This is a genomic window from Arthrobacter sp. NQ4 (genome assembly GCF_029077345.1).
GTDB lineage: Bacteria > Actinomycetota > Actinomycetes > Actinomycetales > Micrococcaceae > Arthrobacter.
This window is the reverse complement of the sequence record NZ_JARETC010000010.1, coordinates 30,114-47,911: the sequence shown is the minus strand read 5'-3', so window position 1 is coordinate 47,911 and position 17,798 is coordinate 30,114. Positions and strand designations below refer to the sequence as shown.

At 67.4% G+C, this 17,798-nt stretch carries 22 protein-coding genes; 10 read left to right on the top strand and 12 right to left on the bottom strand.

The annotated features are described in order from the left end of the window. The first annotated feature begins 92 nt into the window (after window positions 1-92). Window positions 93-719 carry an FMN reductase gene (locus PUN51_RS15875; protein ID WP_159634976.1) on the top strand — a complete coding sequence of 209 codons (627 nt, stop codon included), beginning with the start codon at window positions 93-95 and terminating at the stop codon, window positions 717-719. Here the strand turns inward: PUN51_RS15875 and PUN51_RS15870 are convergent. After that, a complete protein-coding gene (locus PUN51_RS15870) occupies window positions 716-1,282 on the bottom strand; it encodes a hypothetical protein (RefSeq protein WP_224027241.1) in 567 nt (188 codons plus the stop codon). The two genes, PUN51_RS15875 and PUN51_RS15870, sit on opposite strands and share 4 nt — an antisense overlap. A 2-nt stretch (window positions 1,283-1,284) precedes the next feature. Then, entirely contained in the window at window positions 1,285-1,602 is a 318-nt protein-coding gene (locus tag PUN51_RS15865) for a hypothetical protein (protein ID WP_275181677.1), read from the bottom strand. Window positions 1,603-2,245: 643 nt separating this feature from the next. Here PUN51_RS15865 and dnaB point away from each other — a divergent pair. Next, window positions 2,246-3,631, top strand: coding sequence for a replicative DNA helicase (gene dnaB, locus PUN51_RS15860; protein ID WP_159629496.1), 1,386 nt, complete (start codon window positions 2,246-2,248; stop codon window positions 3,629-3,631). Here the strand turns inward: dnaB and PUN51_RS15855 are convergent. Together PUN51_RS15855 and PUN51_RS15850 are read right to left on the bottom strand one after the other, a co-directional pair. Continuing rightward, entirely contained in the window at window positions 3,628-4,644 is a 1,017-nt protein-coding gene (locus PUN51_RS15855; RefSeq protein WP_224023860.1) for an acyl-CoA thioesterase, read from the bottom strand. The genes dnaB and PUN51_RS15855 overlap by 4 nt on opposite strands. Before the next feature lie 132 nt (window positions 4,645-4,776). Continuing rightward, a complete protein-coding gene (locus PUN51_RS15850) occupies window positions 4,777-5,214 on the bottom strand; it encodes a DoxX family protein (protein WP_224023859.1) in 438 nt (145 codons plus the stop codon). 109 nt (window positions 5,215-5,323) lie between these two features. Between PUN51_RS15850 and PUN51_RS15845 the strand changes: the two genes are divergently transcribed. From PUN51_RS15845 to PUN51_RS15835, 3 genes are all read left to right on the top strand, one after another. Continuing rightward, entirely contained in the window at window positions 5,324-6,676 is a 1,353-nt protein-coding gene (locus tag PUN51_RS15845) for an MATE family efflux transporter (protein WP_275181676.1), read from the top strand. Window positions 6,677-6,743: 67 nt separating this feature from the next. Next, on the top strand, window positions 6,744-7,334 hold the full coding sequence (locus PUN51_RS15840; protein ID WP_224023857.1) for a hypothetical protein: 591 nt from the start codon (window positions 6,744-6,746) through the stop codon (window positions 7,332-7,334). A 99-nt stretch (window positions 7,335-7,433) separates the two neighbouring features. Further along, window positions 7,434-7,811 carry a hypothetical protein gene (locus PUN51_RS15835; RefSeq protein ID WP_275181675.1) on the top strand — a complete coding sequence of 126 codons (378 nt, stop codon included), beginning with the start codon at window positions 7,434-7,436 and terminating at the stop codon, window positions 7,809-7,811. 42 nt (window positions 7,812-7,853) lie between these two features. On the opposite strand, the gene PUN51_RS15830 is transcribed toward PUN51_RS15835, so the two are convergent. Beyond that, window positions 7,854-8,399 carry a CGNR zinc finger domain-containing protein gene (locus PUN51_RS15830; RefSeq protein WP_224023854.1) on the bottom strand — a complete coding sequence of 182 codons (546 nt, stop codon included), beginning with the start codon at window positions 8,397-8,399 and terminating at the stop codon, window positions 7,854-7,856. A 71-nt stretch (window positions 8,400-8,470) separates the two neighbouring features. Here PUN51_RS15830 and PUN51_RS15825 point away from each other — a divergent pair, with 71 nt between their 5' ends. After that, the gene (locus tag PUN51_RS15825) at window positions 8,471-9,508 is read left to right on the top strand and encodes an EamA family transporter (protein WP_275181674.1); all 1,038 of its coding nucleotides are present in this window, start codon (window positions 8,471-8,473) and stop codon (window positions 9,506-9,508) included. Window positions 9,509-9,612: 104 nt separating this feature from the next. Here PUN51_RS15825 and PUN51_RS15820 read toward each other — a convergent pair whose 3' ends face one another. Further along, on the bottom strand, window positions 9,613-9,876 hold the full coding sequence (locus tag PUN51_RS15820) for a WXG100 family type VII secretion target (RefSeq protein ID WP_110545130.1): 264 nt from the start codon (window positions 9,874-9,876) through the stop codon (window positions 9,613-9,615). Window positions 9,877-10,088: 212 nt separating this feature from the next. Here PUN51_RS15820 and PUN51_RS15815 point away from each other — a divergent pair, with 212 nt between their 5' ends. Then, window positions 10,089-10,361 carry a DUF2277 domain-containing protein gene (locus PUN51_RS15815; RefSeq protein ID WP_275181673.1) on the top strand — a complete coding sequence of 91 codons (273 nt, stop codon included), beginning with the start codon at window positions 10,089-10,091 and terminating at the stop codon, window positions 10,359-10,361. A 29-nt stretch (window positions 10,362-10,390) separates the two neighbouring features. On the opposite strand, the gene PUN51_RS15810 is transcribed toward PUN51_RS15815, so the two are convergent. From PUN51_RS15810 to PUN51_RS15785, 6 genes are all read right to left on the bottom strand, one after another. After that, window positions 10,391-12,673, bottom strand: a complete 2,283-nt coding sequence (locus PUN51_RS15810) for a heavy metal translocating P-type ATPase (protein ID WP_275181672.1) — start codon at window positions 12,671-12,673, stop codon at window positions 10,391-10,393. Between the two features lie 28 nt (window positions 12,674-12,701). Beyond that, on the bottom strand, window positions 12,702-12,941 hold the full coding sequence (locus PUN51_RS15805) for a heavy-metal-associated domain-containing protein (protein WP_224023846.1): 240 nt from the start codon (window positions 12,939-12,941) through the stop codon (window positions 12,702-12,704). Window positions 12,942-12,993: 52 nt separating this feature from the next. Next, the gene (locus PUN51_RS15800; RefSeq protein ID WP_275181671.1) at window positions 12,994-13,353 is read right to left on the bottom strand and encodes a metal-sensitive transcriptional regulator; all 360 of its coding nucleotides are present in this window, start codon (window positions 13,351-13,353) and stop codon (window positions 12,994-12,996) included. A 298-nt stretch (window positions 13,354-13,651) separates the two neighbouring features. Next, window positions 13,652-14,161, bottom strand: a complete 510-nt coding sequence (locus PUN51_RS15795) for a universal stress protein (protein ID WP_224023842.1) — start codon at window positions 14,159-14,161, stop codon at window positions 13,652-13,654. An 80-nt stretch (window positions 14,162-14,241) separates the two neighbouring features. Continuing rightward, the gene (locus tag PUN51_RS15790; protein WP_224023840.1) at window positions 14,242-14,997 is read right to left on the bottom strand and encodes a class F sortase; all 756 of its coding nucleotides are present in this window, start codon (window positions 14,995-14,997) and stop codon (window positions 14,242-14,244) included. 105 nt (window positions 14,998-15,102) lie between these two features. Beyond that, window positions 15,103-15,852 carry a hypothetical protein gene (locus PUN51_RS15785; RefSeq protein WP_275181670.1) on the bottom strand — a complete coding sequence of 250 codons (750 nt, stop codon included), beginning with the start codon at window positions 15,850-15,852 and terminating at the stop codon, window positions 15,103-15,105. Between the two features lie 277 nt (window positions 15,853-16,129). Here PUN51_RS15785 and PUN51_RS15780 point away from each other — a divergent pair, with 277 nt between their 5' ends. The 3 genes from PUN51_RS15780 (at window position 16,130) to PUN51_RS15770 (ending at window position 17,792) form a co-directional block, all read left to right on the top strand. Then, window positions 16,130-16,330 (top strand): hypothetical protein, encoded by a 201-nt coding sequence (locus PUN51_RS15780; protein ID WP_159629526.1) that lies wholly within the window; start codon window positions 16,130-16,132, stop codon window positions 16,328-16,330. A 72-nt stretch (window positions 16,331-16,402) separates the two neighbouring features. Beyond that, window positions 16,403-17,512, top strand: a complete 1,110-nt coding sequence (locus tag PUN51_RS15775; protein WP_275181669.1) for a WD40/YVTN/BNR-like repeat-containing protein — start codon at window positions 16,403-16,405, stop codon at window positions 17,510-17,512. After that, window positions 17,505-17,792, top strand: coding sequence for a MoaD/ThiS family protein (locus tag PUN51_RS15770; protein WP_159629530.1), 288 nt, complete (start codon window positions 17,505-17,507; stop codon window positions 17,790-17,792). Before PUN51_RS15775 ends, PUN51_RS15770 begins: the two co-directional genes overlap by 8 nt. Window positions 17,793-17,798 lie beyond the last annotated feature (6 nt).

The window sequence follows — 17,798 nt, the reverse complement described above, 5'->3', positions numbered from 1 at the left end:
GAACCTCCGGGAATACTCCGCCACCTGCGGCAGTTCAACGGTATAGATGCAAACGCATGTATGATGATTTGAACGAGCACCAGGAGAATGCCATGGAAACCCGCCGCATCACCGTCCTCTCCGCAGGACTTGGCGTACCCTCATCGAGCCGGCTGCTGGCCGACCAGCTTTCAGCGGCCGCTGCGAGGCAGCTTGAGGCAGGCGGCTACCAGGTGGCCGTGGACGTCGTCGAGCTCCGCGACCTTGCGGTGGACATCGCCAACAACTTCGTCACCGGCTACGCCGCCCCGAGGCTGGCGGACGTCATCGCGGGTGTGGAGGCATCGGACGGAATCATCGCCGTGACCCCGGTCTTCAGCGCCTCCTACAGTGGCCTCTTCAAGTCCTTCATCGACGTCCTGGATCCCAAGTCGCTGGATGGCAAGGCCGTCCTGCTGGGCGCCACCGGTGGAACGGACCGGCACCAGATGGTCCTGGACTACGCTCTTCGGCCCCTGTTCAGCTACCTTCGGACGCGCATTGCGGCCACCGGCGTCTTCGCTGGGCCCCAGGACTGGGGAACCGCCGAGGAAGGCGGGGCATCCCTCGCGGACCGGATCGAACGTGCTGCCGGGGAGTTCACCCGCCTGCTGGAGGGGCTTCAGCCGGGCCGGAAGTCCGCCCCGCTGGAATCCCTCCCGTTCGAGCAGCTGCTGGCCGGTATTTCCGGATCCCGCTAGTCGTCCAGCAGGGCGATGAATTCCCGTGCCTGCTTGAGCGAGATATCGGAGTGCCGCGTCAGCGCCGTGGCCGCCGCCTCGGTGTCGCCGCTCCGGGCCAGCGTGCGGATCCTTCCGTAGATCTCGTCATTGAGCATGTTGCTGCTCACTTCCCGGGTCACGTCGCCTTTGCTGGCGATCGCCCGGTAGCGGTACGGGAACCGCTGCGGCTCGTCGTCGTCCTCTTCGATGACCGGTGCGGGCTCCTTGCCCACGTAGGGCTGGGGGTGGGCCGCCAACGCGCCCACCGCATCGCGTGACGCCCGCAGCCCTTCACCGGTGACCTCGTAGTAGAGCTTGATGGCGGCCATGGCCTGGCCCTGTGCGATCAGGGCGTAGATCCGCCGGTGCTGTTCCTCCGTCAGGCGCCCGGCAGCTGTCCGGGCCAGTTCCTGGGGTGTGGCGGCGGGCTGGGACGGGGCGGCGCCGCGCGCTGCTTTGCGCCTGCGGGCGGCGCTGTATGCCACCAGGACCCCCGCAATCACCGCGAGCAGGATGAGGACCGGGGCCACAAGGGATTCCATTTTCATGAGCCGTTCTTTGTACTTCCTGGCCGTTGCCAGGTGCGGTTGCTTTGCTGGCCACCCGCCCGGATATATTCCTGCTGCTGGTTGTGCTGCTGGGCGTTCTGGCTGGGGTGGGTAGCCGCCGCCAGGCCGGCCCTGGCAGCGGTGGCAGCCTGGACCTGGGCTGCGTAATGGCGTGCCGAGCGCTCGGCAAGCTCGCGCTGGTATTTGTCGGCTTCCGACGTTCCCGCATCACGCGGCCGCAGTGCGGTGGCAATGCCCCAGATGAGCGCCACTAAAGCTATCGCCGGCAACAGCACCAGCAGGAGATCGCCCATACGTAGAGCTTAATCCAGATTGGGTTTATCCACAGCAATATTCACGTGTGCGCATACAGGGCCGGGCGCGCGGCAGTCAAACTTCCGGCACGGAATATGAGGAGCACCACGGGCCTGCGGAGAGGGACGCTCCGGGGACCCTGCAGCCCTCCTGCCGCTGCACATCCCCTTCAGCGCCTGTGGATGAAATTCCTTGGAGGAAATATTTACTCCACAAGCAAGCCCTCATGTTTCCGCAGGTCAGACGCTGAAAGCGGGCCAAAAAAGTTTTGTATCCACAGAGTTCCCCACAGGCTGTGCACAAGCTATGCCGCATACTGCACAGGTTATCCACAGGGCCTGCGGCATGCTGGCTTTGCGGGTGGCGCCGTGGCGGCTAGCGTAGCGGGGTACCTGTTCTCCACAGTCGAAACAGGGTCCCCTGGTTCGGTTTTCGGGGCCCTTCGCGCCGCCTCCCACGTCTCTCTGTGGAAAAGCTGTGGATATTGGGGATAACTCCGGCCCGGAGCTGGTTTCCGGACCCCGGAGCTTGATTGTCAGGGCCTGCGGGTAGACCTGGATGGGTGGCGGATCCGGTTGTCGGAGGCCGTGAACAGGATGGACCACCGGGCCGCACGCCCGGTACAAATGGAGGACGGCAGCTTTGTCAATCGCGCATCTGGACCCTGTTGAGGCAACCCGTGGATCGGACGCGAGCCGGAAGCCGCCGCAGGACATCGCCGCCGAACAGTCGGTTCTTGGCGGCATGATGCTGTCCAAGGACGCCATCGCGGATGTTGTTGAAATCCTCCGCGGCCAGGACTTCTACCGCCCGGCGCACGAGACCATCTACGAGGCCATTATCGACCTCTATGGCCGCGGGGAGCCCGCGGACGCGGTTACGGTATCCGATGAACTGACCAAGCGTGCCGAGATCAACAGGATCGGCGGCCCTGCCTACCTGCACGAGCTCATCCAGACCGTGCCTACTGCAGCCAACGCCGGCTACTACGCCGAGATCGTCGCTGAACGTGCGGTGCTTCGCCGCCTGGTGAACGCCGGCACCAAGATCGTCCAGCTGGGCTACGGCTCCGACGGCGAGGTGGAGGACCTGGTCAACCAGGCCCAGGCGGAGGTTTACGCCGTGGCTGAACGCCGCACCGCGGAGGACTACGTGGTGCTGAAGGACGTCATGGAGTCCACGGTGGACGAAATTGAGGCGTCCGGCCACCGCGGGGAGGGCATGACCGGTGTCCCTACCGGGTTCTACGAACTCGACGAGCTGACCCACGGACTCCACCCCGGACAGATGATCGTCATCGCCGCACGCCCCGCCGTTGGTAAGTCAACGTTCGCCCTGGACTTCGCCCGGTCTGCGGCCATCAAGAACAACCTCTCCACGGTCATGTTCTCCCTGGAAATGGGCCGGAACGAGATCGCCATGCGCCTTTTGTCCGCTGAAGCCACCATTGGGCTCCAGGACCTCCGCAAGGGAACCATCAAGGACGAGCAGTGGTCCAAGATTGCCACCACCATGGGCCGAATGAACGATGCCCCGCTGTTCATCGATGACAGCCCCAACATGTCCCTGATGGAAATCCGGGCCAAGTGCCGCCGCCTGAAGCAGCAGCATGACCTCAAGCTGGTTATCCTCGACTACCTGCAGCTCATGAGCTCGGGTAAGAAGGTGGAGTCCCGCCAGCAGGAAGTTTCCGAGTTCTCGCGTGCGCTGAAGCTCCTCGCCAAGGAACTCCAGGTTCCCGTGATCGCCCTGTCCCAGCTGAACCGTGGATCGGAACAGCGCCAGGACAAGCGCCCCATGGTGTCGGACCTCCGTGAGTCCGGTTCCATCGAACAGGATGCCGACATGGTCATCCTGCTCCACCGCGAAGACGTATATGACAAGGAATCACCCCGCGCCGGGGAGGCGGACATCCTGGTGGCCAAGCACCGTAACGGCCCCACCAAGGACATCGTGGTGGCGTTCCAGGGCCACTACTCCCGCTTTGCCAACATGGCGGGCGACGCCGGCGGTGGCGGCGGCTTCTAGGAGCCTTCGCTCCCGGTGCGGGACGCGGCGCTGCCGGCAGGTCCCGCTGCGGCGAGAAGATGGTTCGGCAGGCGGTTCCCCGGGGCCGTACCCCGGATCTCCAGGAGTTCGCGGGCGTGGGCGTGGAGCCGCTTGTCTTCCTCGCTGACCGGCACCCATGCCGGGACGGGCACTGAGTTGCCTTCGTCGTCGCGCGCCACCATCACGGTGAGGCAATAGGTGGTGAGGTTCAACTCCCGGCCCTTTGGATCGCCGGAACGGACGTGGACCGCGATGTGCATGCCCTTGGTCCCCGTGTAGACCAGCCTCGCCTCCACCTCCACAACATGGCCAATCAGTAGGGGCCGGTAGAAGCGCACGCCGCCGGAGAAGACCGCCACCGTGTCCCGGCCGCAGTACCGGGACGCGCAGACGTACGCGGCTTCGTCGATCCACTTCATAACGATGCCGCCGTGCACCTTGCCGCCCCAGTTCACATCGGTAGGGGCGGCCATGAAGCGCAGCGTTACGCGTTCGGCCGTACCGGCGTCCGTATATTCCTGCCGGTTCATGGCTTCCACAATCTGCTCGCGGACCTTGATCCGGGCCAGTGCGTGGTCGCGTTGCTCGATCTCGGCAGGGGTGGCGGGTTCGAACTGCTGCACCGGGATGGGCTTGCCGTCCGCCCCAACCGCCACGAAGATCACCATGCACTGGCTGCGCATTGTGGCCGGGCCGCCTTTCGGATCCCCGGAAGAGACCACCGTGTGGATGTGCATGGAGGACCGGCCCGTATAGACGATGGTCGCTTCCACCTCCACCATGTCCCCGCTGTTGACGGGGTCGGCAAAGTGGATGTTTCCCACGTAGGCAGTCACGCAGTAGGACTTGGCCCATCCCACCGCTGCGGCGTAGGCGGCCTTGTCCACCCACTCGAGCACCGTGCCGGCATCCACCGAGCCGCTGTGCCCGACGTCGGTGGGAGCGGCGAGGAAGCGGAGGGTTACGGAGTTGGGACGGCCGGACTCAGTCATGCTGCGATCCTACTGGCGGCCCCGGTTACCGGCCGGTTGGCGCTGCAACAAAGCCAAGGCGCAGCTTAAAAGTCCGACGGCGGCAGGGCACCGTGGGTGCCTTGCCGCCGTCGTTCGGTCATGCAGGAGCCGTTAGGCGAGGACCGCCAGGCGGGACTCCGGGCGGCGGCCGAAGAGGGCGCGGTCCAGGGAAAGCCTGCCGGCTCCGGTGAGGGCCAGGGCGAAGGATGCCGCAGCCAGAAGCAGCACGAGTTCGTAGCCTCCGTTTGCCGCGAACACGCCGGCAGGCGCGTGCACCAGGAACAGGGCGCCCAGCATGTCCAGGACGAGGAGGGCGGCCACCACGCGGGTGAGGATCCCCAGGATCAGGGCAATACCGCCGGCAAGTTCCAGGACCGCAATGGCGGGCGCCATGACGTCGGCGGCCGGAACGCCCATCTTGGCGAAGGAAGCCTGGGTGCCGGCGATGGTCCATTCGTTGAACTTCTGCCAGCCGTGGGCTGCGAAGAGAAAACCAAGGATGATGCGGAGGGCGGCAAGGGCAGTAGTGGTCAGTGCTTGCTTGTTCATGCCTTCCACTGTTCCCGATATATAGTTGAAGTGTCAACTAAGTTGCCCTGGTTGTGGGATTTGTCATGCCGGAGGCGGTCCGGACGGCAGGCGCGGTTAAGCTGGCAGCGTGCCCCAACAACCTGCCCTTGCCGCCGCGGCCGGCACCCGCGCCCCCGCCCGCGAAATTCTCCGCCTCGCCGTCCCTGCCTTCGGGGCGCTGGTGGCTGAACCCCTTTTCCTGCTGGCGGACTCTGCCATCGTGGGGCATCTCGGCGTCGCCCAGCTCGCGGGGGTGGGGCTGGCATCAGCCGTACTGCAGACCGCCGTCGGACTAATGGTCTTCCTGGCCTACTCCACGACACCCGCCGTGGCCCGCGCCATCGGCGAAGGGCAGCTGGGCAAGGCGCTGGCCGCGGGGCGCGACGGCGTGTGGCTGGCAGCCCTCCTCGGCGTACTGCTGGCGGTGGCCGGGTTCGCCGCGGCCGAACCGCTCATCGACCTGCTGGGCGCGGAGGGCAGTGCCCGCACGTTTGCCGTCGACTATTTCCGCTGGTCCATGCCGGGCCTGGTGGCGATGCTGCTGATCTTCGCCGGCACCGGCGTGCTGCGGGGGCTGCAGGACACCCGGACTCCGCTGGTGGTGGCAACGGCCGGATTCGGCGTGAACATTGTGTTGAACCTGTGGCTGGTCTATGGCCTGGGCTTGTCCGTGGCAGGCTCGGCGATCGGTACCAGCGTGGCCCAGTGGGCCATGGCCGCGGTCTATGTGGTGATGGTGCGCCGGAACGCCGTCCGCCACGGCGTAAGCCTGCTCCCCAGCTGGCGGGGGATCCGCAGCATGACCCGCGTCGGATCCTGGCTCATGCTGCGCACGCTCAGCCTGCGGGCAGCCATCCTGGCCACGGTGCTGGTGGTGATCGCCCAGGGTGAGGTCAACCTCGCCGCCCACCAGCTGGCCATGACCATTTTTTCCTTCCTGGCGTTCGCCCTGGATGCCTTGGCCATCGCCGCGCAGGCGCTCATCGGGAAGGAGCTGGGTGCTTCGAATGCCGGCAGGGCCAGGCTTCTGACCGGCACCATGATCAGATGGGGCGCGGGGTTCGGCGTGGTGACCGGCCTGCTGCTGGCCGTGGTTGCCCCTTGGGCAGGAGCCCTGTTCACCCCGGATCCCCAGGTGCAGTCGGCGCTCACGGTCGCCCTCTGGGTCCTGGCTGCCGGGCAGCCCATCGCCGGCTACGTCTTCGTCCTGGACGGGGTGCTGATCGGCGCGGGCGACGCCCGGTACCTCGCCCTCGCCGGGCTGGTGAACATCGCCATCTACGTGCCGCTGCTGGCCTGGGTGGCATTCTCCGGCGCCACCGGCGCCGCAGGGCTGGGCTGGCTGTGGGCCGCCTTTGGTGTGGGATACATGGCCGCGCGGGCACTCACGCTGGGCGTGCGCGCCCGGTCCGACCGTTGGATGGTCCTGGGCTCCGCCTGAATCGAGTGCAGGCAAAGTGGGTGCAGTGCCGGTTCGACCTCCCGGCAGCCCCCACTAAACTGGACCGGTGACGCAACCATCCACCCCTGCGGGCGCTGCCCCGGGAACTGCCCCCCGTAATGACCTTTGGAAGCCGGTCCTGCTGCGCTCGGCTGCTGCCCTGGCATTCGGTGCCGTGACGGTGTTTTGGACTTCGCCTTCCGTGGAGGTCATGGGCTGGGCCGGCGGCCTGTATCTCCTGGCCACGGGCGTGGTTTCCCTCCGCGCCATCCCTGCCGCGGGGATTGCCCCGAAGTCGCTCTCCGGCAAGCTGCTTTCCGCCGCCGGCGCCGTCCTGGCCGGCGCGGGCTTCGCGGTGCTCCTGCTGCACAGCGACCTGCTGTTCGGGGTGATTGCCGCCCTGGGCCTGGGGGTGGCCGGTGTCCTCGAGCTGGCCTGCGGCCTGCAGCACCGGGGCCGCCACGTCCTGGCGCGCGACTGGATAGCGTCCGGGATCATCGGGATTGGAACAGCGGTGCTGCTGCCGTTCTTCATCAACCTCGGCGCCCACGCCCTGCTGGGCGTGGCCGGTGGAGGGGCGATTATTTCCGGGGTCCTCTGGGTGCTGTCCGGCCTGACCCTGCGGCACGATGCCCGGGGCGGCGCAGGAAAGCCGTAAACTAGGAGGAGCGCCCTTCTACTTTCTGTAGAAAATCGGGTGCGAAACCGCAATTCGTACACCAGGCCGGCCGTGCGCCGCCTGCAGGGAGGAACCACCGTGGCTGACCAGCATCAAGGAAAACCGCGCAAGCTGCGGACCTCGGTGAAGGGGCCGCTGATGTTTTCGGCCTTCTGGGCCGTCGTCGCCTTCGTTGCAGTGTTGATCTTCGCCTCCGGGGGAAGCGCCCGGGCGCCCCGCTTCGACCTCGCCTTCACGGCGGCCGGCATCGCTTTCATCGTGACCCTGGTGATCGCGGCCATGCTCTCAATGAGCTACAAGGAGAACGCCGAACACCTGGGCAAGGGTTCGGGCGTGAACCTGAGCTCGGCGCCCAAGGCATCCCCCCACGGAGGATCCGGCCACGGCTTCGGTACTCCGGGCAGCCAGAACCCGCCGGCATCCGGCGACGGCGCCGACGGCACACCCCAGCGCTAGGGCCACACCGGCGCACAACGGAACGCTGGCAGCGCCGGCCTGCTAGTTCGCGGCCGCCTGCCTGGCCCGGTAGGCCGCAACGTGGGCCCGGTTGGCGCAGTTTCCCGTGTCGCAATACCTCTTTGACCGGTTGCGGCTCAGATCCAGCACGGCGGCATCGCAGTCGTCGGATTCGCAGGTGCGCAGCCGCTCCATCTCCTTGCCGCGGATCACGTCTGCCAGCGCCATGGCTGCCTCGGTACTCATCCGGTCCGCCAGGGGAGCCTCCGGTGCCGTCGCGTGCAGATGCCAGTCCCAGCCGTCGTGCTTCATCAGCTGCGGCAGCGCGTTCGCGTCCCGCAGGAGCCGGTTGACGGTATCAACGGCGGCATCCTCATCCGCTGTCCACACCGCCGCCAGTTCACGGCGCAGCTGCCGCACACTTTCCAATTCCGCAGCATCCCGGGCGCGTCCCCCGGAAAACCCCTCAGCCGCCAGGAAGGCATCCAGGTCCGCAACGGAGGCCAGACTTTCCCGGCCATTCGCGGACGTGTTGATGAGGTTCACCACCGTCCGCAGGGCCACCTCCGTGTCAGGGGCGAAAACCATGTTGACTCCTTACAGCACGCGGGCGTAGTGTCATGGGCATTACCCCACTTTACTCCTGACAGGAGGCGACGTTGCCTGCCGCCAACAACCACACCCCCACCGCGGAACTTCCCGCCGGGCGCCCCGGCTTCCTGGCCTCCGGAATTGGGATCGCGCTCTTCTCTTCCGCAGTCTTTGGCCTGTCCGGATCGTTCGCCAAGTCACTGCTGGAAACCGGCTGGTCGCCGGGGGCGGCCGTCACCGCCCGCCTGACGGGTGCCGCCCTGATCCTCGCCCTGCCCGCCGCCTGGGCGCTTAGGGGCCGCTGGCACCAGCTGCGCGACAACTGGCTCACCATCATGCTGTTCGGGCTCATCGGGGTCGCGGCCTGCCAGCTGTTCTACTTCAACGCAGTGGCACGGTTGTCCGTGGGAGTGGCACTCCTGCTGGAGTACCTTGCCCCGGTGATCATCGTCCTGTGGCTGTGGGCGGCCAGCCGCCGGCGCCCCCGGCTGCTGACCTCCGGCGGAACACTGCTGTCCCTGGCCGGGCTGGTGCTGGTCCTTGACCTCACGGGAGCGGTGAAAGTGGACCTGGTGGGCGTCCTCTGGGGCATGGCGGCGGCAGTCTGCCTGGCCATCTACTTCTTCATCACGGCCAGGGAAAACGACACCCTGCCGCCCATCGTGCTCGCATCCGGCGGTCTCCTGACGGGCGCGGCGGTCATGTGGCTCGCTGCCGCCACCGGCCTGCTGCCCATGGCGTTCAGTACCGCGGACACCACGCTTGGTCCCTGGACCACTCCCTGGTGGGTATCCCTGGCCGGGCTGGTGGTGCTCGCCACCGTACTGGCCTACACCTCGGGCATCATGGCCGCCCGGGCCCTCGGCTCCAAGGTGGCCTCCTTCGTGTCGCTCACCGAGGTCCTGTTCGCCGTGCTGTGGGCGTGGCTGCTGCTCGGGGAACTTCCCGGCGCCATCCAGCTCCTCGGCGGAGTCCTGATTGTCGGCGGAGTCATCCTGGTCCGGGTGGATGAGCTGCGGGCCCCCGCCCCCGCCGCCGCCGGAGAGCGCGCCGGGGTTCCGGCATCACCTCTGGAACACGCGAACGACGTCGAACCCGTCCCCTAGGCGGACCTGCACAGCCAGGCGCCGCCGTCGGACGCCACAAAAGATGCAACAAAAAAGGGCAGGGACACCGGTTGGTGTCCCTGCCCCCGCCAGCGGCGGTAAGCCTAGTGGGAGGCCTGGCTCTGCTCTTCAGCGTTGCGCTTGGCCTGCGAGCCGGCTTCCTTCAGTGCCTCGGCAACCTTCGTGAGCATCGCGGTGTGGGTACCGGACCACTCGTTGCGGAACTTGGTTGCGTCCGGGCCTTCCCAGTTGGTGCTGCTCAGAACCTTGGTGAGAGTGGACTTCTGCGTCTCGATCTCGGACGCCCCTGCCTGAAGCTTGCTGCCGAGCTGGCGAAGCTGCTCAACGTCTGCACCCCAAATAGCCATCAGTTTCTCCTTGTTAGAACGTGGATCCGAACCTGGTCGGCATCCCCCTCGGCCTCCCGGCTCATCCGGAAGATCCATTGCCTAAAACCTACCCCGGCCCGTAAAACGGTGTCGATGGGCAGCCCTGCCCATGCCGGCCTCCCCATGGACGCCGCGGCGGGACGAAGAAAAAGGGGTCGATCCCAGGCGTTCGAAGAGCCTAGCATGGCGGTATGTGCCGGAATATCCGAACCCTCCACAACTTTGAACCGCATTCCACGTCCGAGGAAGTGCACGCGGCCGCCCTGCAGTATGTCCGCAAAATCAGCGGCAGCACCAAGCCGTCAAAGGCCAACCAGGAGGCCTTTGACGACGCCGTGCATGAGATCGCGCACATCACGCAGCATCTGCTGGATGCGCTGGTGACGCAGGCCCCGCCCAAGGACAGGGAGGCCGAGGCGGCCAAGGCCAAGGCGCGTGCCGCGGTGCGGTACGGCGCGGCCTGAGCCCCCGCCCGCACCCGCCGGGACTGCGGCTACTTGCCGAAGCTCCGCAGCCGCAGCGAGTTGGTCACCACCAGGACCGAGCTGGCGGCCATGGCGGCGCCGGCGATCATCGGATTGAGCAGCCCCAGGGCGGCCACCGGGATACCCACCGCGTTGTAGAAGAACGCCCAGAACAGGTTGGTCTTGATGGTGCCCAGGGTCTTCCGGGACAGCTCAATGGCCTGCGCCACCTGGGCGAGGTCGTTGCCCATCACCGTCAGGTCCGCGGCTTCGATGGCCACATCCGTGCCCGACCCCATCGCAATTCCCAAGTCGGCCTGCGCCAGCGCCGCAGCGTCATTGACGCCGTCGCCGGCCATGGCCACCGTGGCACCGCCGGCCTGGAGCTTCCGTACTGCCTCGACCTTTCCTTCGGGCAGGACGCCGGCGTAGACATCGTCCGGAGCGATGCCGACGGCGGCAGCCACCCGGGCGGCCACGGCGGCGTTGTCACCGGTCAGCAGGATGGGCCGCAGGCCCAGTGCCTTCAGCCGGGCGACGGCGGCCGCGGACCCCGCCTTGACGGTGTCCCTGAGGCTGATGATTCCGGCGGCTTTCCCGTCCACGGCGACGCAGATGGCCGTTGCGCCGCCCTCTTCTGCCGATGCGAGCGTGGCCTGCTGGGCGGCGTCCAGAACGATCCCGTTCTGCTCCAGCCAGCCGCGCCGCCCGGCCATCACGGCCCTGCCCTCAACGGTTCCCGACACTCCGCCGCCCGGCGCGGAACTGAAACCCTGCACGGATGGCAACGCGCCGGCGTCGTCCGTGGCGCCCGTGGACGGGACCGCGGCAGCTGCGGCAGCGATGGCACGGGCCACCGGGTGCTCGGAGGCTGCCTCGACGGCTCCGGCAAGCCGGAGGACGTCCCGGTCCTGGAAACCGGTGAAGGCTGCCGTGGCGTCCACGGCCAGGACGCCGGTGGTGACCGTGCCTGTCTTGTCCAGCAGGATGGTGTCCACGGTGCGCGTGTCCTCCAGGACCTGCGGGCCCTTGATCAGGATGCCCAGCTGCGCGCCGCGGCCGGTGCCCGTCAGCAGGCCTACCGGCGTGGCCAGGCCCAGTGCGCAGGGGCAGGCAATGACTAGTACGGCGACGGCGGCCGTAAAGGCCTGCCGAAGGTGGTCGCCATCAGCGGCCGGGCCGGCGAGGAGGAGCCAGAGCACGAACGTCACGACCGCCAGTGCCAGGACCACCGGCACGAAGACCGCACTGATCCGGTCCGCGAGCCGCGCGATGGGCGCCTTCCCGGTCTGGGCCTGCGACACCAGCCGCGCCATCTGGGCAAGGGTGGTTTCGGAACCAACCCGGGTAGCCCGGACCAGCAGGCGGCCGGACGTGTTGATGGTGGCGCCGGTGACACGGCTGTCCGGCCCCACCTCCACGGGGACTGATTCACCCGTCACCAGCGAGGCGTCAACGGCCGAGGCGCCGTCCACCACCACGCCGTCCGTGGCGATCTTCTCTCCCGGGCGGACCACCAGGACGTCGCCCACCTGCAGCAGGTCGGCGGGGATCCTCTCTTCCTTGCCGTTGCGCAGGACCGTGGCATCCTTGGCACCCAGGTTCAGCAGTGCCTGGAGGGCGTCACCGGCCTTCTGCTTGGCATTGGCCTCCAGGTACCGGCCCAGGAGCAGGAAGGTGGTGACAACGGCCGCCACCTCGAAGTACAGGCCGCCGGACATGCCCTCCATGCCAGGGTGCTCAGTCATGCGCGGATCCGCCAGCAGTTGCCAGGCCGAGAACAGGTACGCTGAGGCCACCCCGAGGGACACCAGGGTGTCCATGGTGGAGGCGAAGTGCCGCGCGTTGACGGCGGCCGCGCGGTGGAAGGGCCACGCGGCCCACGTGACCACCGGCAGCGCCAGCACCGCCGCCACCCAGCCCCAGTTGGCGAACTGGAACGCCGGGACCATGCTGACCAGGAACACCGGGACGGTCAGGACTGCGGCCAGGATGAGGCGCGGGCGGAGCAGGGACGCGGGAATTGCAGCGGGCTCAGCTGCGGTGCCGGCGTCCGGGCCTGCGGGGCGCTGCTGGCGTACCCGGGCCTTGTAGCCGGCCGCGTTGACCGTATCCACCAGCTGCTCGTCGGTGACGCCGTCCGGGACCGTGACGTAGGCCGACTCGAGTGGCAGGTTGACGGTTGCAGCCACTCCGTCGAGCTTGCCGAGCTTCTTTTCCACGCGGTTGACGCAGGACGCGCAGGTCATCCCTTCGATGTCGAGTTCGACGACGCGGGTGCCCGGCGGGTGGAGCAGTTCCTGGTGGCTCATTGTCAGCTTTCCGGTGGGGGAAGGGTTTCTAGGCTTCGTTGGCAACCACCAGGTAGCCGGCTTCGGCTACGGCTTCGCCGATTTCCGCGGGGGAGAGTTCCTTGCCTGAAGTGATGGTCACGGTGGAGATGCCGCCGGCGTTCAGGTCCACGGCCACTGCTTCAACGCCGTCGATGGCTTCGAGTTCTTCGCTGACTGCCGACACGCAGTGTCCGCAGGTCATGCCCGAGACGCTGATGGTTGTGGTGGTGGGTGAGGTGGTGCTCATGGCTTGCTCCTTCATGTGGTGCCGGCGGTGGCCGGGTTGGTGTGGGGGTGTGTCAGCGAAGCAGCCGACCGATGGCGTCGGCAGCTTCCTTTACCTTGGCATCGATGGCTTCTGCGCGTGCGTCGGGGTCCGGCTCGGAGGCCGCCCCCACCACGCAGTGGCCGATGTGTTCCTCGACCAGCCCAAGGCTGACGGCGTGCAGGGCCTTGGTGACGGCGGCAACCTGGGTCAGGATGTCGATGCAGTACTTGTCCTCATCCACCATCCGGGCAATGCCCCGCACCTGGCCCTCAATGCGCTTCAGGCGGCGCAGGTAGGCGTCCTTGTTTCCCGTGTACCCGTGCTGTGGGGCAGTGCCATCCTCCCCAGCCGGCTGTTCGGCCGCCGCAAGGGTTTCTTCGGTAGCGTTCATGGAGCCAACATATACCCCTTGGGGGTATCAATGCAAGTACCCCCTGGGGGTATCTGCAGAAGTGCCGCGGCGCGCGGAAGGCCCGGTCCGTCAGGGCACAAAAAAGCTCCGGAGTGCGTTATTGGGGGATACGCACTCCGGAGCAGCTCTTGGGCAATTCCGGCTTCCACCTGGGTGGATCGGCCTTGCTTGAATCAGCTTACTGGCTGGTACGGGACTGCGCCAGCACCGCGAATAACTACTTTCGCTTTACTTTAATCACGCCCGGAACGGAGGCATTTTGCCCTGGATGCGCCGGTCATGGCCGGTCCTCATGGGCGGGCATCCGGTAGGGAACCACCAGCACCGGCCGGCTTTGATGGTGGCTGAGCCACGCCCCAACGGACCCACCCAAAGCCTCGGAAAGGCGATGGGACAATCCACGTTCCGAGGTTCCCACGATGATCATGGGGGCATCCACTTCCGCGGCCAGCTGTCCCAGCGCACGGGCTGCGTCGCCCGTAAGGGTGCGGAAGGACCAGTCAGGGGGGCTGCCACCGGGCAGCTTGTCCACGGTGGCCTGGACCTGTGCTTTGAGCTCCGTTGCGAGTTCCAGCATGTCGTCATCAGCGTCCGGGTGCCGGGAAAGGCGGTGGGCGGAGCGGGCCGGATCCCACTCCACGAGGTAGCTGGCTTCGTCCACGTACGCGCAGACCAAGGGGGCGCCCAGCCGGGCAGCCAGGGTGGCCGCGGTCTGGATGACCTCCGGGTGCTGCTTGGGCATGATCCCCACCAGCAGCGGGGCCCCGTCGAAATGTTCCCACGTCATGCTGCCCATTGTCCGCCCGCCCAAGGCCGCCTGAACAGGTACGTTAGGCCCGGGCACGTCCCGGAGCGCCGGGCCCGGAGCTAGGGAACTGCGGGGTAGGCGGTGACAACCACGTTCCTGCCCCACGGGTCTTCCGTGTAGCAGCTGATGAGGACCAACCGGTTGGGCACCATCTCCCAGACAGGGCTGTCCTTGAGGCCGGACTTCAGGTAGGTCGTGACGCTGTCCACGCGGTAGCTGATGGTTCCGGCCGGAGTCTGGACATCAAGCAGGTCGCCAATGGCCGCGGCGGAACTGAGGTGGTTGAACGGGGCGTCCGCGCCCTCCCAGCTGTGGCCGATGACGTAGGTGGTGTTGCCGGAGCCCTTCCCAGGAGTGCCGAAGGCCGTGAGCCAGTACCCGTCCTTGGTGGCAGGGGGTTCTATGGTTCGGCTGGCCTGGGCTTCTCCGTCCAGGTCCAGGGGTTGGACGGCTACGTCAAATGCGGCGGCCGGGTAACGGATATGGATTGGCTGGGCAGCCGGGGGAAGGGCAGGTGTTGCCGCCGCCGGACGGGCCGGAGCCTGGGCGGCCGCCCCTGCCGGCTGTGGCATGCCGGTCTCCGCCATCGGGGCCGCTGCCCCGGCAGGCGCCGCGGCGGCGCGGACGCCGGGAGTCGAAGTGGAGATGCCGGGGACCGTCAGCGTGGGTGCCTCGTGGAAGAGGGGTGCGCCCGCCGTAAACGACAGGAAGGTAAGGACGCCGCAGCAAAGGATGGCCAGATCGCCCCTGCTCCACCGCTGCCAGGTGGCGATGCGTCCCCCGGGCGCTGCGTGCCGGCGTCGGTCCTGTGGCATGGCATTTCCTCACGGGTGGTCGGTGGAAAGGAAGGAAGGCGCCCTGCCGGGCACTGGCAGGACGCCTTCCTTGTCGGGAAGCCACGGGAAGTGGCGGATGGCGGGCTAGCCGGCGGTGTGCAGCGGGCGTGGCCGGCGGCGTACTGCCACTGCTGCTCCTGCGGCAGCCAGCGCTCCCACACCTGCAAGCCAGCCGGGCGCGCCGTCAGCGGCGCCCACAGCCGTCTGGGCGTTGTAGCCCTGGTTGGTTCCCACACTGGCGGCCGCTGCGGCGGGGGCTGCCTTGGGAGCGGCGGCGGCCTGCTGGGCAGGCGTTGCCTGGGCGGGTACAGCTGCCGGTGCCACTGCGGCCGGTGGCACCACCGCAGGAGTTTCCGCAACAGGCGTATCCGCCGGAGGCTGCACCGCGGGTTGTTCCACGGGCTGGTCCACGACGACGGGCGTTTCGTTGGCCGGGGGTGTCACCGCTGGCGGTTGCTCAGTTGGCGGCGTGACCACGGGAGGGTCGACGACGGGGGGCGGGGTAACGACGGGCGGGGTGACGGGAGGATCGACGACGACCGGCGGATCCACGGGATCGAGCACCTCGCCGGGCGGCAGCGGGGCGCACTTGGCGACGTAGAGTGCCTTTCCGGCGCTGGTCCAGTTCTTGCCCGGCGATTTGGACGTCGGCGGAATGATGTCCAGCGGATGCTGGTCATGGCCGCCAAGCCCATTGATGCTGAATTCCAAAGGTGCCCAGGTGCTGCCGTCGCTGTGGCAAACGGTGACTTTCTCTCCCGCGGCCATGGCAGGCGCTGTGAGGCTGATCAGGCCGAGCCCAACCACCCCCAGTGTGGCTAAGGTGCGTTTCATGTCTTCTCCCCATATGTGCGTGAAACGGACCATGGCGGGGGACGGCCAGCGGTGGCGCCGTATGCCCCAGCAGCACGGTCAGCTTGCTTTGAGATTTCAGGCTAGGGGCGCCTCCCGGGGCAGTCGCCAGTAGGGGGTACTTGTCTTTCACCGGCGCAGGCCGGCCAAGTTACCTGCCAGTACCCTAAAGCCGGCCTGGGCCACCTGCTTCCGCGCCGGGACCTTGTCCGCTGCGTGGGCCGCGCCTAACGTTTTAAGTGAAGCAAGGAGGGGAATCGTGGAAATCTTCATGTGGTGGCTGGACCTGGACCTCGCCAGCAAGGAGTGGCTGCGCCAAAACCTTCATTCAGAGGAACTTCCGCTTCCGGTGCTCCAGGGGATCGCGGAGGCGGGCGGTCCGCACCCCGGCAACCCCGCTGCTGTACTGACCGCCGCGGACTGGGACTTCATCGAGACCCAGTCGGAATTCGTGGACTGACCCCCGACCGCCGGCAGTTCGGGAGCTGAAGGGGGCCTGTACCCGTTGCGCCTTGGCCACTGCGGTGGTTGCATGGTCCGCATGGCAACGGCGGCAGAATCATTCCTCCTGGCAATCGGCACCAAGAAAGGGCTGTGGCTCGCCACCAGCCCGGACAGGCGGGAGTGGTCCTTCACCGGCCCGCATTTCCTCATGGCTGAAATCCCCAGCATCGGAATCGATACCAGGGAGGGCCGCACCCGCATCCTGGTGGGCGTCCGCAGCCCGCACTGGGGGCCCACGGTTGCACACTCCGATGACCTGGGCGCCACGTGGTCCGAGCCGGAACATGGTGCCATCACGTTTCCCGAGGACACCGGCGCCGCCCTGGACCGTGTGTGGCAGATCTACCCGGACGCAGAGTCCCGTCCCGGGGTGGTGTGGGCGGGAGCGGAGCCCATCTCCGTGTGGAAATCGACTGACGGCGGCGAGCACTTCGAGTTGAACCGGGGCCTGTGGGACCACCCGCACCGCAGTGAGTGGGGAGCAGGCTATGGCGGTGCGGCGGCACATTCGATCGTGGTGGACCCTGCCGGTGAAACCGTGCACGTCGCCATGAGCACCGGCGGCGTGTACCGCTCGCTCGACGGCGGCAGGTCCTGGGAGGCGCGTAACAAGGGCATCTCGGCCTATTTCATGCCGGACCCCAACCCGGAGTTCGGCCAGTGCGTTCACAAGATCGCTGCCGATGCCGCGGTGGCAGGACGCCTCTACGCACAGAACCACCACGGGGTCTACCGGACAGACGACAATGCCGACAGCTGGAACTCCATCGCAGAGGGCCTGCCCGCGGACTTCGGCTTCGTGATGCTGACGCATCCGCGCCGGGACGGCACCGCCTGGGTTGTTCCGCTGAAGGCCGACGGCGAACGCATTCCTCCCGACGGAAAGCTCGCCGTCCACCGCACGGACGACGCCGGGAACAGCTGGAAGCGGCTCAGCACCGGACTCCCCGGGCACGAATACAACAGCGTGCTCAGGGACGCCGCCTCGGTGGACACGGCCGAACCCGCCGGCGTCTACTTCGGCACCCGGGGCGGGACCGTCTACGCGAGTGCGGACGAAGGGGAGACTTTCAGTGAAGTGGCATCGCACCTGCCGGACGTCCTTTGCGTCCGGGCGGCAGTGGTGGCCGGTGCCTGAGATCTCGCTGCTGCTTCCCGGTGTCCTGCAGCCGCTGGCCGGCGGGCAGGCCGTCCTGTCCACCCGGGCCGACGGGCCGGTGACGGTGGCACACCTGCTTGACGCGGTGGCCGCGGACTATGCCGTGCTGGGCCGGCGGCTCCGCGACGAGACCGGGGCCCTGCGCAAATTCGTCAACATCTATGTGAACGGCGACGAAGTCCGACGCCTGCAGGGCCTGGACACCGAGGTACAACCCGGTCAGGAAGTGCTGGTGATCCAGTCCGTTGCGGGTGGCTAAGCCGCG

Coding starts and splice junctions, on each gene's coding strand:
- PUN51_RS15875 (WP_159634976.1), top strand. CDS start 93: ATGGAAACCCGCCGCATCACCGTCCTCTCCGCAGGACTTGGCGTACCC.
- PUN51_RS15870 (WP_224027241.1), bottom strand. CDS start 1,282: ATGGAATCCCTTGTGGCCCCGGTCCTCATCCTGCTCGCGGTGATTGCG.
- PUN51_RS15865 (WP_275181677.1), bottom strand. CDS start 1,602: ATGGGCGATCTCCTGCTGGTGCTGTTGCCGGCGATAGCTTTAGTGGCG.
- PUN51_RS15855 (WP_224023860.1), bottom strand. CDS start 4,644: ATGACTGAGTCCGGCCGTCCCAACTCCGTAACCCTCCGCTTCCTCGCC.
- PUN51_RS15850 (WP_224023859.1), bottom strand. CDS start 5,214: ATGAACAAGCAAGCACTGACCACTACTGCCCTTGCCGCCCTCCGCATC.
- PUN51_RS15830 (WP_224023854.1), bottom strand. CDS start 8,399: ATGGTTTTCGCCCCTGACACGGAGGTGGCCCTGCGGACGGTGGTGAAC.
- PUN51_RS15820 (WP_110545130.1), bottom strand. CDS start 9,876: ATGGCTATTTGGGGTGCAGACGTTGAGCAGCTTCGCCAGCTCGGCAGC.
- PUN51_RS15815 (WP_275181673.1), top strand. CDS start 10,089: ATGTGCCGGAATATCCGAACCCTCCACAACTTTGAACCGCATTCCACG.
- PUN51_RS15810 (WP_275181672.1), bottom strand. CDS start 12,673: ATGAGCCACCAGGAACTGCTCCACCCGCCGGGCACCCGCGTCGTCGAA.
- PUN51_RS15805 (WP_224023846.1), bottom strand. CDS start 12,941: ATGAGCACCACCTCACCCACCACCACAACCATCAGCGTCTCGGGCATG.
- PUN51_RS15800 (WP_275181671.1), bottom strand. CDS start 13,353: ATGAACGCTACCGAAGAAACCCTTGCGGCGGCCGAACAGCCGGCTGGG.
- PUN51_RS15795 (WP_224023842.1), bottom strand. CDS start 14,161: ATGACGTGGGAACATTTCGACGGGGCCCCGCTGCTGGTGGGGATCATG.
- PUN51_RS15790 (WP_224023840.1), bottom strand. CDS start 14,997: ATGCCACAGGACCGACGCCGGCACGCAGCGCCCGGGGGACGCATCGCC.
- PUN51_RS15785 (WP_275181670.1), bottom strand. CDS start 15,852: ATGAAACGCACCTTAGCCACACTGGGGGTGGTTGGGCTCGGCCTGATC.
- PUN51_RS15775 (WP_275181669.1), top strand. CDS start 16,403: ATGGTCCGCATGGCAACGGCGGCAGAATCATTCCTCCTGGCAATCGGC.